A 12,527-nucleotide genomic window follows, 5' to 3' on the forward strand; every position below is an offset into this window, starting at 1 on the left:
AATGGGTGAAAGAAGTAAGGGAACACAATTATTAATGCAGTCAGCTCTAATGCTGACTATTATTATTGTTCTAGGATTTATTCCACCAATTAGTTTAGGGTTTATTCCAGTTCCGGTAGTTCTGCAGAATTTAGGGATCATGTTGGCCGGAGTTTTGTTGCCATTTAGTTACTCACTACTTACAGTTGGTGGATTTTTGGCATTGGGATTAGTTGGTGTACCAGTACTTGCAGGGATGCGGGGTGGTTTTCCGATTTTTATGGGGCCAACTGGTGGATTCTTAGTAGGATATCTTGCTGCCGCTATCATTTTGCCCTTGGTGTTTAAAAATCAACAGAAGTCCTTGATAATAAATATTATTAAAATGTTTCTAGCGGGCATAATTCCAATGTATGCTTTTGGAATTATCGGTATGGCGCTTAATATGCATATCACATTAATCCACGCGTTCGAGTTAAACATGGTATTTTTACCGGTTGATTTGTGTAAGTCATTGCTCGCAGTTCTAGTGTATGAACGGATTAGGATTGGAAGTTTTGTTAAATCAATATAGATGATGAAAGTAATGGTTATATCATGGTTTATGTTGGTATTGAACTTTTGTATATATTTAAAACAAGGTGTGTGGTAAGGCAGGTATCCAAATGGATGCCTGCTTTTTGATTTGAATTTTTTTAAAATGTTATGGGTGCGCAAAAAATATAAATGATTTAGACACTTAGGTAAAAATGAACTATCATGAAATCGGTTGCAAAAGAATGGTGACGGTACTCATACCTTGATTAGCTGCTGCTTTGGCTGGCGTTGATGATATTGTAAATGTTTCAGCATTAAAATATTTGGATATCTTTCATAAATAAAAATAGAGATACAAAAAATAAAATTGGTGTTTTGGGGTGCAGGTGTTGGAGCCGTGGTTTTGGAATATCGTATAACTAATTAAATTAATTTTTAAGATTGAAGAAGATAGTATCGTCACGGAGGGGAAACTTGAAACTATCAATCATTGTTACAGCTTTCAACGAAGAAAAATATATCAATCGTTGTTTAGAATCTTTATTAACTCAAAAAACTAATTACGAATACGAGGTGATCGTTGTTAATGATGGTAGTACTGATGGCACACAGAAAATTATTAATAAGTATACGGAGTTGGATGGTAATAAATTTAGAGCATTTTATAAATCAAATAGTGGTCAGAGACCATCTAGAAACTATGGTATCAAAAAGTCGATTGGAGATTATATATCGTTTGCAGATGCAGATGATTGGGTAGATTCTTCGTTTGTGGAATATATGTGTAAATCAGCTGACGAATATAATTCTGATGTGGTAACTTGCGATGTTCATAAAATTTTTGTATCAAAAAAATACAGAAAATGATGTTACAAGTGTTAAAAATGCAAGTGGTCTAATTGATATAGCCTTCTATATAAGGGACGGACAAAATAATTCATATTCTTGGAATAAGATATTTAAAAGAGATATTTGGGAACACTTTTCCTTTAAAAAAATGGTGTACGAAGACCTAGATATAATCATTCCAATTTTAAGTTCTTGTAAAATTCTTAGTTATGTACCACATCCTTTGTATATATATTATAAACATGATGGGACAACAACTTATTCGTACACCAATCCAAGATTATTTGATATTTTTAAAGCATATACCGATATATTAAATGACACTTCAATTCAGTACATAAAAGAAGCAGAATATTGTGTCGCGAAAAGGATGCTAATTAATTTTGATACGCCTGGATTTGTTTATTATTTGAAATATTTTATCGAATATTCACAAAAATTCCACTCAAAATTTAAAGACAATAAATATATAAAAGAGGATCCTTATACAAGAGGTATTCTGTATTTGGCGAAGGTACCTATTTAGATGGAACAGTGTTTGTAAACAAAAAGAATTATGAAAACATAAATCAATTTCGCTTTTCAGAAAAATTAAAAATTGTGAATGACACCTTGAATTATGATGATGTTCAACCGGGAGGTATTATTTTCAATAGTAATATTGATCTGCAATCACCGTTTGGATATTTAGGTGCACTTGGAAACTTTATTTTAACTGATAAGACAAAGCGTGTATTGGCAATTGGTTTTATGGAGAATAATCCGATAGTTCAGAGAATATTTATCCAAAAGAAGAAGGTTAGTATAGAAGAACTTTTGATTTCTTTTGCAACTGAAGTAATTATCGGTGCAAATGCAGCTTTTGATGTGCGTTTGATCGACATATCAAATGTAAAAGGCAAAAAAATAGCTGCAGTAAAAAGAAAATAAAAGTACGATGCTAAAGTTAGACCGATCATCTTTAATTGCTAAAGCTTAATTAATACTTTGAAAAATATAGAATAAATTATAAAGTTCTGATTACTTAGTAGTCGGAACTTTTTTGCTTTTAATACGCTATAAAAAGTGTGAATTATATGTTAATCTAATATTAAGTTTTTCTAAACGATGAGCTAAATAATAGACTATGGAGGAAGTTATGTATTGTCCAGAATGTGGAACCAAGAATGACATCAATGCCAAATTTTGTAAAAAGTGTGGACATAAATTAGCTGTTGAAAAGAAGAAAAATGATACTAGTCAATCAAACGCTAAACAAAGTCTTGATGGTAATAAAAATATTTCTAATATAAAAACCCAACCGGTGATAAGTGAAAAACGGTCTAAAAAGAAAAATCACGGTTGGCTTTGGATAATACTAATCCTTCTGGTAGTGCTGATTGCTGGTGTTGTAGGTTGGATATACATATTCGATAGCCCTACTTCATCATCTTCTAGCTCTGATAAGACAACTTACCATAGTAGTAAAACAAGCAAGGCACAGGACGGGACTAGTAGTGTTTCTGCATCTCCGTATAAGGATTTTTCGTCTAGTAGTGCTAAAGGACTGATTGCTAGTTCGTTTGACGGTGTTAGTGGAAAGAACTCTTTCTATATTGGACCTACAGATACAAAAATTTCACCCTATAGTCAAAACAATGCTCCCCAACGAGCGGCTAGTGACATTAAAATTTATGTTATGGCGACGGTTTTCAGCCAAATGAAGCAGAATAAATTTGATATGAATGATACATACACTTTAAAAGACTCTGATAAAGTTGGCGGAACCGGGAAAGTTCAAAACATGGGTGATGGTACTAAACTTTCAATGCAAGAATTGATGGATTATATGATGCAGGACAGTGATAACACTGCAGCTAATATTATTATCAGAAAATTGGGTGGACTCAATGTTGTAAATGATGAAATCACGCATTTAGGGTTTAAAGATACTAAATTAGAGAGATATTTAATGGATACAGATGCTCTTAAAGAGGGTAAAGATAATATGACTTCGGTTAATGATTTAGGGACAATTTTAACCGATATTTATAATAAGAAACTCATATCCAGTAGTTATGATGAACAAATGTTGCAAATATTGAATCAGGATGAGGACCATTCTAAACTTCTAGAAGAGATCCCAGGATCTGTTTCAACATATAATAAAACTGGGGATTATCCCGATTATGGGGTTCAAAATGATGCTGCGATTTTAAGTGAAAATGGTCGTTCTTACGTTGTGGTTGCCATGTTGGAGAATGGTAGTAAAGATGATCAGACCAGCGCATTGAATGATTTAGGGAAGCAAGTTTACGAAAAATATTTGGAGGATTAGAATATGAAATTCTGTACTAACTGTGGAGCAAAATTAGAAGCGGGTGCAAAGTTCTGTACAAGTTGCGGACAACCAGTTGAGCAAGTAGCAACTGAGAATGCTAATACGGTTGAGGAAAAAGTTGAACCCGCAAAGGTTGAAGTTTTAATGCCTAGCAAAGATAAAGTTAGTAAAAGTGATGAAGCAAATGAGCCTGATAACAAAAAGAAGGCAACAAATAACTCACAAATTGTAATTGATAAGGATAGTTTAAATGAAGGTGTTGCTAAGACTAAGAATTACGCTCAAAGTTATTGGAATTGGGTTCGCCAGTCACTAAAAACACCGTTTGACTCTGACGAGGAAGCTCATAATTACTACGGAATAACAACTTTTGCAATCATGTCATTCTTATTGTCAGCAATGGTGGTTATTCCATTTCATACGATTATCGAAAAAGTAAATAGTGAGGCAAGTACCAAAATTGTTGATCCGTTTGGTTTTGGTGGATTTATCAAGTATGCAATTCTATTTTTTGTGATTTATGCAGTGTATGTTGGAGTTTCATATGCTTGTTTACAGTATTTCAGTGTTAATGACAAAGTTAATTTTTTTGAGTTTGTTAATCGTTTTGCACACCGTTTTAACTATACAGCTTTCGCACTGGTTGTGATGATACTAATAGAGCTACTAACAATTGGTTCATTTATAGATGGCCATCCAAGTAAATTTATAATGTATGTAACGGGGATACTGATCGCAGCTTCCAGTGCAGGTTTCAGCATCGCCTTTTTCTCAATGTTTTTTGATCAAAAACTTAAACTTAAAATTGACCGAATTTTTATCGCACTATTAGCCTTTGTAATATTGTCAATTATCCTACTAGTTATTATGAATGAATTCATAATTCCAAATATTGAAAATACAATTATTACAATTGCGGGATCCGCACTGGGAAATATTGAGTCTGTTGTGCAGAATCTATTTTCAAATATTTAACTGACTGGAGTGAAAAATATGGATGCGCAGAAAGAGCCAATTTTTTGTCCGAATTGTGGTACAAAGTTAAATAAGAAAGAGGGATTTTGCCCAAATTGTGGCTTCAATTTGACGGAGTACTTTGAAAAACAAACTAATAAAACAAATGAAAAAGTTGCCGTCCCTCAAAATGATCAGATCATGACAGCGACTCATAAGAAAAGAGTCCCTAAGTGGATAAAAATATTAATTGGAATAATAATTGTGTTGATGGCTGGCGGATACTGGTTTGGAAATAATTACTACGGAAAAAGTCAGCAACTTAATAGAATGATTTCTTCAATTAAGCATGATAAGAATGTTGGCAGTTATTTTTATTCCAACGATCCTAGCTTAAAAATAACTAATAATAAGATGGAACCGTTTGTTAACATGATGAAAAATAAAGAACGGCTTTCTAATTTTGAGAATGGGCTGAGGACAAGTGGTAGCGCGGAAAATGGCTTTACTTTGAAACAACATGGTAAATTTTGGTTGCTATTTCCTAAGTATCAAGTTTTAGTAACTTCTGTGTACGCCAATATATCAACTAATCACGCTGGAGTTGATATGTTTGTCAATGATTCTAAAGTTTTTACTTCGACTAGTTCAAAACAAAGTAAAAAAATTGGTCCACTCGTTCCGGGCACCTACGATTTAAAAGCAGCTGGGACGGTAGGAAGTCATAAAATAACTAATGAAAATAGCCATGATATTGTATATTCTGATCAAAGCTATGATTTATCGTTAAAAACGGTATCTTTTAATGTAGTCGGGTATCCTGAGTCGGATATTTATATTAATGGCAAGAAGGCTGGACATATGGGAACGTCTGGAAAGTACAAATTTGATGAATATCCTTGGTCCGATGGTATGAAGGTTCAGCTTCGTTATTCATTGAAAGGAAGCACGATTACATCCAAAGAGACTCCCATTTCAGAAGACGAAGACGGTGAAGATGTTACAACAGAGTTTCCGGATATGATTACAAAAGACGATGCAGACCAAGAAATTAGTAACATATTCAGCGATGTTGACTCGATTTCTTCATCCGGTGATAAAAGTGATGATTTGTCAGATTATTTTGTGAATGGTGATTCCAATGATGACTATGATCAGCTTACAGAAATGGCAAAGGGATATTACAAAGATGATGATATTAATTCTGTCAGCTATGATACGAAAGTTATTAACGTAAAGCCTAGTGGTCATGATAAGTCGGATGTTACTTATCAAGTTAAATATACTTTTGATAATTCTGATGACGACAGCGATGATGCGGGTGAACATATTCAGGTGTTTGAATATGTTGCAACCTTCAATAAGGTGGCTGCAGAAGATGATTCTGATAATTCAGGGTTTAAGATTTCTTCAATTACGCCTGGAGTTAAAGTTAGTGATCGACATGAAGATTAGAATTTTAAATTAATTTAAATAGTTGTGAGATTTGGCGAAAAAGTCAAGTCTCATTTTTATGTATGTGTATGGTTCTGGCAGTGTCTTAGCGGTATACTAAAAAGTGCGAAATAACTAAATAAGGGGTAAAAAAATGTCTAATATTGATGAATTACTTTCAGAATTTCCGGTTATAAAAGAAATGCAGGATTACCAACCAATTTTTTGGAAGAATCCGGATTATCAAACCGTTGAAAATTTACCAGTTGGAATCGAACATGTTTTTGATGCTGAGGCACGTTTTCAGCGATTTGCACCCTATTTTGAAGTTGCTTTTCCAGAAACACTTCCTATGCATGGTATTTTAGAATCACCATTGATTGAATTAAAGAGTATGAAGGAAGTATTGAATGCACAATTTGAGCATCAGATAGAAGGAGATCTATATTTAAAAGCCGATAACTATCTTCCAATTTCTGGTTCAATCAAGTCTCGCGGTGGAATTTATGAAGTACTAAAATTTGCTGAAAAAGTTGCAATCGAACATGGTGGTTTAGTCTACGGTGACAACTATGCTGTTTTAAATGAAGAAAAATATCATAAATTATTCTCTGGTTATGGAATTGCAGTTGGTTCAACCGGTAATTTAGGATTATCAATTGGGATTGTTGCTAGTAAATTAGGATTTAATACAACTGTACATATGTCAGCTGACGCGGCTCAATGGAAGAAAGATATGTTGCGTAGTAAAGGGGTAAATGTTGTTGAGTATAATGATAATTTTACACACGCGATTACTGAAGGTCGTAAACAGGCTGAACAGGAACCAACAACATATTTTATTGATGATGAAGGTTCATATGACCTGTTCCTTGGGTATGCGGTTGCAGCCTTGCGTCTGCAAACACAATTGAAAGCACAAAAAATTAAGGTTGATGAAAAACACCCACTCTTTGTCTATCTTCCAGCTGGTGTTGGTGGAAGCCCAAGTGGTGTGGCGTTTGGGTTAAAAATGGTTCTTGGCAAGAATGTACATCCAGTCTTTGCTGAGCCAACCCATATTCCATCAGTTGTGTTAGGTATGATGACGGGATTGAATGATAAGATTTCGGTTTACGATGCGGGTATCGACGGGATTACTAAAGCAGATGGATTGGCTGTTGGTCGTCCTTCAAGAATTGCTGGTAAAATCATGAAAACTTTGCTGTACGGAATTCAAACATTTGAAGACCAAGATATGATGAAAAATGTTGTTCAATTACATGATAGTGAACGAATTGATTTGGAACCATCCGCGGCTTCTGGATTTACTATTCTTGATAGTGTGCTAGGGCAGTTGAAAGAGGACGGTTACCCACTTACTAATGCTAGTCATATTGTTTGGGCAACTGGTGGTAGCATGGTGCCTGAAGAGGATATGGAGAGTTATTTGGCAGACGGGCGAAATATATGATCTGAATAATAAAAGGAGGATTACACCTAAATTTTTTGGTGTAAGCCTCCTTTTTCACTGTTTTTGTGTAACAAAGCATTCTATAAAAGCTAACCGGGTTGTTTCACTCTCTTTTTTTCTATACTTCAAATTTTTCAAACAGAGTATCTACCGTGGCGGCAGCCTTTTCATCTCCGCGTAGGTCGTCTGTAATTTGTCCATCGTGCAACACTAATAATCGGTTACCATATTTGATCGCATCTTCCAAGTGATGAGTAATCATTAATGCTGTTAAATTATCTTCAGTAATTCGTTCTTCAGTAGCAGCCATTAATTCACGACTAGTTTTTGGATCCAATGCTGCGGTATGTTCGTCAAGCAATACAATGTCTGGTCTTTTGATAGTTGCCATTAGAAAACTCAGGGCTTGTCGTTGCCCACCTGATAAATTGCCTGTTGGTGTTTTTAGTCGCTGATCTAAATTGTTTGGCATACTTGATGTTAGTTTTTTAAATAAATCCATTTGGCTGTTGAGGTTACGAAGATGTAACCCTCTTGTTTTACCCCTTTTTTGGGCTAGTAATAGGTTTTCAGCAACTGTCATACGTGGTGCCGTTCCGAGCTTAGGATCTTGGAAAACGCGACTAATGTACTTAGTGCGTTTTTCTTCAGAGAGATGAGCGATATTTTTACCATTTAAAAGAACTAAGCCCTCGTCGGCGGTAAGGTTACCGGCAATCACATTGAATAAGGTTGATTTTCCGGCCCCGTTTGATCCCAATAATGTTATGAAGTCTCCAGCATAGATTTTTAGATTAATATCATTTAAGATACGCATTTCTTCAGACGTGTGTTTATTTACAATTGTTGAAACGTGTTGGAGTTCAAGAATTGGCTGTTCACTCATATTATTAGTCCTTCCTTTCTGGAGTTTTTAGTCCGTGTTCAAGCGTCCGTTTAAAATGGAAACGGCTACGGAATGTTGGCAACATTAAACAAAGAGCTAGGACAATGGATGAAATTAGGTTTAGATCGTTTGTACCAAATCCGGCTTTTAAAACAAGCAATAGAACAAAACGATAAATGATACTTCCACAAACAACAGCAATTAAGCGTTGATTCATCGTTAATTCTCCGAATACAACTTCACCGATAATAATTGATGCAAGACCGATAACAATGATTCCGATGCCCATATTAACGTCTGAGTAACCATTGCTTTGGGCGATTAGAGCACCAGCTATAGCAATCAGTCCATTTGAAATCATCAATCCCATGTTTTTCATTAAGTCAGTACTGATACCGAGAGATTTTGCCATTTTTTCATTATCTCCGGTTGCGATAAATGCCTGTCCTAAATCGGTTTGTAAAAATAAAGCAAGAAGCGCGATAACTATAGCAATAATAATAAATCCTAAGAAAACACTGTCAAAATATTGTGGTAGTGACTCCAAAAAATGGTTTGTAAATAAAGATTGTTTCCCTAATAAGGAAATATTTGAGGTACCCATGATTCGTAAATTTACAGAATAACAAGCGGTCATAACTAAAATTCCTGCTAGTAAGATAGGAATTCGACCCTTGGTGTAAAGTAGTCCGGTTATTAGACCGGCAACCATGCCGATTAAGAAGGCAAGCAGTGTTGCAAGAAACGGATTCATACCATGTGTGACAGCCGTAACGCTGACAGCGGCGCCAAGCGGAAATGTGCCTTCTACAGTCATATCAGGAAAATCAAGAATTCGGAAAGTTAAAAATAGACCGATACCAAGTAATCCCCAAAGTAAACCTTGTCCAATTGCAGATGTAATTAAATTCATTTGATTAACTCTCCTTTCGATTGTGCCTGTTGAATTAAGCTGTCAGGAATATGAACACCCATTTTTTTAGCTTGTGGCAGGTTGATGGTTAGATCACCATAACGGATAAATTCAACGGGAGTTTTGGAAATCTTTTGACCCTTGAGCAATTTACCTGCCATTTTTCCAGTCATAACACCAAGTTTGTACTGATTAACACTGTAAGTGGCAACTCCCCCATCTTTTACCATTGAATCAACAGCAGGGAAAACGGGAACTTTTGCAGCATCGGAGTTTTTAATTAGAGTCGACATTGCTCCAGCAATAGTATTATCAGTTGGCACATAAACAGCATCTACCGAAGACATCATTGTTTGTGAGACTTGATTTAGATCGTTTGAATTTGAGATTGAGTACACTTTTAACTTAATGTGCCGTTCTTCACAAAGTTGTTTGAATTTTTTATACTGAGTGACCGCAGAATTGTCGCTGGAGGTATAAATAATACCGAGCGTTTTCATATTAGGCATTAGCCGTTGGATAAGATCTAATTGTTCTCCAAGGGGGGCTTGGTCAGACACACCAGTAATATTTTTTTCAGGCTTTTTTAAATTTTTAACGAGACCGGCACCTTGCGGGTCAGTCACAGCGCCCATAACAAGTGGAGTTTTGTTCATAACGTCGGCTAATGAAATTGCAGAGGGTGTCGTAATACCAATTGCTAGATCGGCATTTTCATTGGCAAACTTTTCACTCATTGTCTTTAAATTACTTTGATTACCTTGGGCATTTTGATAATCAATATTTATATTTTTACCGTTATGAAAACCTTCATCCTTCAGCCCCGTATATATACCGGACTGAATTTGCGCGAGAGCGGGTTGGTTCATGAGCTGAAGTAGTCCTACGGTAGGTTTCTTACTGGTAACTGGTCCATTAGTGCTTTCGTGAAAAAATGCAAAACCTAAAAAAATAAACATTGCAGCGATGAATCCTAACATTCTTTTCATTAGTATCTCCTCCTGAGTGCGCACGGTAGTTGCCATATTTAAAATAAAAAGGACAACCCCCGTGGGATTGTCCTTAATAAACTAAAAACAAAGCCCGCATAGACTATTTAATCCATGCGGGCTTTGTCATCACAAATGAGCCGGCACAGATACGATCTGTTAAGTCAGATTGTATCTTGCCTAAACAATTACAACCTGATTACCGGCTTTGCCAACGAATATTCAGTTGTGTTTGATAATTACTCATGTGATTTCCAACTTTCAACTTATTAATTAATATTGAGTATAAACAATTGGCAAACGAGTTGTCAATGCTTTTTATTGATAATGTTAGTAATGTCCGTATTGATAGTGAACCAAAAGTCCATTTAAAATCCAATAAATGGCTATCCCGGCACTAACAACGAATGCTAATAATGGAACAAAAAAACTAATAATGCAGCAGAAAACCGCTAGAATAATGTTATAACGAGTTTTTCCTTGAATGGCAGAATAAGTTGCCTGAGTTTTTTCGTTAAAATTTTCGATATGCCGTACATGATTAGATAGTGCACGAATCATCAACATATTACATAAAGAATTTAGGCTAAATAAAAATTCTGGAAGTGGGTACGTGATATAATGTCCTACCCAGGCGGTTGAAAGTGGCGCAAATGATAAGAAGAGCAAGAAAAAAGCGTTAATCCATAACAAAGGAGTATCGGGAGAGTGTAAATTTAGCATAATACGATGGTGACTGATCCATACCGAGAAAATTAAAATAAATGAAATTACATAAACTAGGGCATTTTGACCGATTCCAGCAAGTGATTGCCAAGTTGGTTTGGCAGGGACTTTGATATCTAATACCATTATGGTAATGATGACGGCAATAACACCATCGGTAAATGCTTCAAAACGGGTTTTGGACATAGGTTAATATTAACTCGTAGTATTGGTGTTTTGATGACTATTTTTATTATAAGATAACGTTAAAATAAATAGAAGTGGGCAGGAGGACATAAGAATGGAACTTTTATTTAAAATTGCTAAAATAGAAAATTTGCCACAAATTGTAGAAATTTATAACCAATCTATCCCAGGACGGTTGGCAACGGCTGATTTAAAATCTGTAACTGTCGAAGATCGTAGGGAATGGTTTTTGGAACACCGAAACAATCGACCAATTTGGATCATTATGGACAAAAATCGAGTTATTGGCTGGATTAGTCTGAGTGATTTTTACGGGCGTGAAGCATACCGATCAACAGCAGAAGTAAGCATTTATCTGGCGGATACAGCTCATGGTAAGGGAGTTGGTACGAAGGCGTTAAAATTTACTGAGGAGAAGGCACCCCATTTAGGGATAAATCGGTTGGTTGCTTTTATTTTTGCACATAATGAAGCCAGCAAACATATTTTCAGCAAGGCTGGTTTTGAATTGTGGGGTGAGATGCCAGAAGTAGCCAATATGGATGGTCAATTACGTTCTCTAGACATTTTTGGCAAAAAAATAGTTAACTTACGCAAATAAAAATGGTAGGTTTGGTACAATGGTGAATAGTACAAATTAATTTAAAGTGTAAGGGTTTGAAAATCAGTTATGGTGAATAACATCAAAAAGGGATGGCTCTCTTTTTCTGAAATCATAAGTCGTTATTTCTCACCCGCTAGCATCGCTGTGTTAGTGGGCTTTTTTGTGGTCAGTTATATATTGTTTTACGGACAAGGACACGGATATGCGGATAATGGAGATTTCGCGCGTTTGATAAATCAAAATGGGTTATATCAATTACACCCACAAAGGGCATATACTGAATATTTTCAAAATCAATTTGGAATTAAACAATATTATGTTGATGGGATTATGCCGATTTTTAGTACAAGTAATTGGTTCATTCAAACGGCACTAGTTCTGAATCGCTTGTTTTATAGCAAAATTATTTTTGATATTCGTTTTTTGGGACTAGTGTATTTAGTATTTTATCTTGGTGCCATTTATATGTTTGTGCGAGCTATTAGTGGAGGAGAGCGAAAGGTCAGGCATTATATTTTGGGATTGGTAACGGTACTGATCGCTTGCGACTCTGCAATCACCATGTATTTTAATTCTTTTTATACCTATCCAGCAACGTTTATATTACTCTTATATGCGATTGCATTAATTCTTTTAGTACCGTCATTAAACGATATATTGCAATTAGTGCATATTTTCTAGTATCAATTTTATTAGT

Annotated in this window: 13 protein-coding genes; 9 read left to right on the forward strand and 4 right to left on the reverse strand. The window is 35.3% G+C overall.

Annotated elements, in window-relative coordinates; translation table 11 throughout:
* Window position 1 precedes the first annotated feature (1 nt).
* The 7 genes from PECL_RS00555 to PECL_RS00585 all read left to right on the forward strand — a co-directional run bounded on the left by PECL_RS00555 (window position 2) and on the right by PECL_RS00585 (window position 7,526).
* A complete protein-coding gene (locus tag PECL_RS00555; protein ID WP_014214643.1) occupies window positions 2-553 on the forward strand; it encodes a biotin transporter BioY in 552 nt (183 codons plus the stop codon).
* Between the two features lie 437 nt (window positions 554-990).
* On the forward strand, window positions 991-1,383 hold the full coding sequence (locus PECL_RS09670; RefSeq protein ID WP_050899546.1) for a glycosyltransferase family 2 protein: 393 nt from the start codon (window positions 991-993) through the stop codon (window positions 1,381-1,383).
* Between the two features lie 516 nt (window positions 1,384-1,899).
* The gene (locus PECL_RS00565; protein WP_014214644.1) at window positions 1,900-2,295 is read left to right on the forward strand and encodes a hypothetical protein; all 396 of its coding nucleotides are present in this window, start codon (window positions 1,900-1,902) and stop codon (window positions 2,293-2,295) included.
* A 208-nt stretch (window positions 2,296-2,503) separates the two neighbouring features.
* The gene (locus PECL_RS00570; RefSeq protein WP_041534529.1) at window positions 2,504-3,682 is read left to right on the forward strand and encodes a serine hydrolase; all 1,179 of its coding nucleotides are present in this window, start codon (window positions 2,504-2,506) and stop codon (window positions 3,680-3,682) included.
* 3 nt (window positions 3,683-3,685) lie between these two features.
* Complete coding sequence (locus PECL_RS00575; protein ID WP_014214646.1) at window positions 3,686-4,660, forward strand: zinc ribbon domain-containing protein; 975 nt, start codon at window positions 3,686-3,688, stop codon at window positions 4,658-4,660.
* Between the two features lie 18 nt (window positions 4,661-4,678).
* Entirely contained in the window at window positions 4,679-6,094 is a 1,416-nt protein-coding gene (locus tag PECL_RS00580; RefSeq protein WP_050899548.1) for a zinc ribbon domain-containing protein, read from the forward strand.
* A gap of 133 nt (window positions 6,095-6,227) precedes the next feature.
* Window positions 6,228-7,526: a D-serine ammonia-lyase gene (locus PECL_RS00585; RefSeq protein WP_014214648.1), complete on the forward strand. Its 1,299-nt coding sequence runs from the start codon at window positions 6,228-6,230 to the stop codon at window positions 7,524-7,526.
* A 118-nt stretch (window positions 7,527-7,644) separates the two neighbouring features.
* Here PECL_RS00585 and PECL_RS00590 read toward each other — a convergent pair whose 3' ends face one another.
* The 4 genes from PECL_RS00590 to PECL_RS09680 all read right to left on the reverse strand — a co-directional run bounded on the left by PECL_RS00590 (window position 7,645) and on the right by PECL_RS09680 (window position 11,226).
* A complete protein-coding gene (locus tag PECL_RS00590) occupies window positions 7,645-8,412 on the reverse strand; it encodes an ABC transporter ATP-binding protein (RefSeq protein WP_014214649.1) in 768 nt (255 codons plus the stop codon).
* 4 nt (window positions 8,413-8,416) lie between these two features.
* On the reverse strand, window positions 8,417-9,325 hold the full coding sequence (locus tag PECL_RS00595; RefSeq protein WP_014214650.1) for an ABC transporter permease: 909 nt from the start codon (window positions 9,323-9,325) through the stop codon (window positions 8,417-8,419).
* Window positions 9,322-10,314 (reverse strand): tryptophan ABC transporter substrate-binding protein, encoded by a 993-nt coding sequence (trpX, locus tag PECL_RS00600; RefSeq protein WP_014214651.1) that lies wholly within the window; start codon window positions 10,312-10,314, stop codon window positions 9,322-9,324. The genes PECL_RS00595 and trpX overlap by 4 nt, the downstream gene beginning before the upstream one ends.
* A gap of 330 nt (window positions 10,315-10,644) precedes the next feature.
* Window positions 10,645-11,226: a TMEM175 family protein gene (locus PECL_RS09680; protein WP_014214652.1), complete on the reverse strand. Its 582-nt coding sequence runs from the start codon at window positions 11,224-11,226 to the stop codon at window positions 10,645-10,647.
* Window positions 11,227-11,320: 94 nt separating this feature from the next.
* Between PECL_RS09680 and PECL_RS00610 the strand changes: the two genes are divergently transcribed.
* Window positions 11,321-11,827: a GNAT family N-acetyltransferase gene (locus PECL_RS00610; protein ID WP_014214653.1), complete on the forward strand. Its 507-nt coding sequence runs from the start codon at window positions 11,321-11,323 to the stop codon at window positions 11,825-11,827.
* 69 nt (window positions 11,828-11,896) lie between these two features.
* Window positions 11,897-12,511 carry a glycan biosynthesis hexose transferase WsfD gene (wsfD, locus tag PECL_RS00615; protein WP_056971090.1) on the forward strand — a complete coding sequence of 205 codons (615 nt, stop codon included), beginning with the start codon at window positions 11,897-11,899 and terminating at the stop codon, window positions 12,509-12,511.
* The last annotated feature ends 16 nt before the right edge of the window (window positions 12,512-12,527 follow it).

It is taken from the genome of Pediococcus claussenii ATCC BAA-344, from assembly GCF_000237995.1.
Taxonomy (GTDB): Bacteria; Bacillota; Bacilli; order Lactobacillales; family Lactobacillaceae; genus Pediococcus; species Pediococcus claussenii.

Excerpts from the sequence above, each read along its gene's own strand:
- PECL_RS09680 (WP_014214652.1), bottom strand. The coding sequence starts at position 11,226 with ATGTCCAAAACCCGTTTTGAAGCATTTACCGATGGTGTTATTGCCGTC.
- PECL_RS00610 (WP_014214653.1), top strand. The coding sequence starts at position 11,321 with ATGGAACTTTTATTTAAAATTGCTAAAATAGAAAATTTGCCACAAATT.
- PECL_RS00595 (WP_014214650.1), bottom strand. The coding sequence starts at position 9,325 with ATGAATTTAATTACATCTGCAATTGGACAAGGTTTACTTTGGGGATTA.
- trpX (WP_014214651.1), bottom strand. The coding sequence starts at position 10,314 with ATGAAAAGAATGTTAGGATTCATCGCTGCAATGTTTATTTTTTTAGGT.
- PECL_RS00590 (WP_014214649.1), bottom strand. The coding sequence starts at position 8,412 with ATGAGTGAACAGCCAATTCTTGAACTCCAACACGTTTCAACAATTGTA.
- PECL_RS00575 (WP_014214646.1), top strand. The coding sequence starts at position 3,686 with ATGAAATTCTGTACTAACTGTGGAGCAAAATTAGAAGCGGGTGCAAAG.
- wsfD (WP_056971090.1), top strand. The coding sequence starts at position 11,897 with ATGGTGAATAACATCAAAAAGGGATGGCTCTCTTTTTCTGAAATCATA.
- PECL_RS00570 (WP_041534529.1), top strand. The coding sequence starts at position 2,504 with ATGTATTGTCCAGAATGTGGAACCAAGAATGACATCAATGCCAAATTT.
- PECL_RS00580 (WP_050899548.1), top strand. The coding sequence starts at position 4,679 with ATGGATGCGCAGAAAGAGCCAATTTTTTGTCCGAATTGTGGTACAAAG.
- PECL_RS00555 (WP_014214643.1), top strand. The coding sequence starts at position 2 with ATGGGTGAAAGAAGTAAGGGAACACAATTATTAATGCAGTCAGCTCTA.
- PECL_RS00585 (WP_014214648.1), top strand. The coding sequence starts at position 6,228 with ATGTCTAATATTGATGAATTACTTTCAGAATTTCCGGTTATAAAAGAA.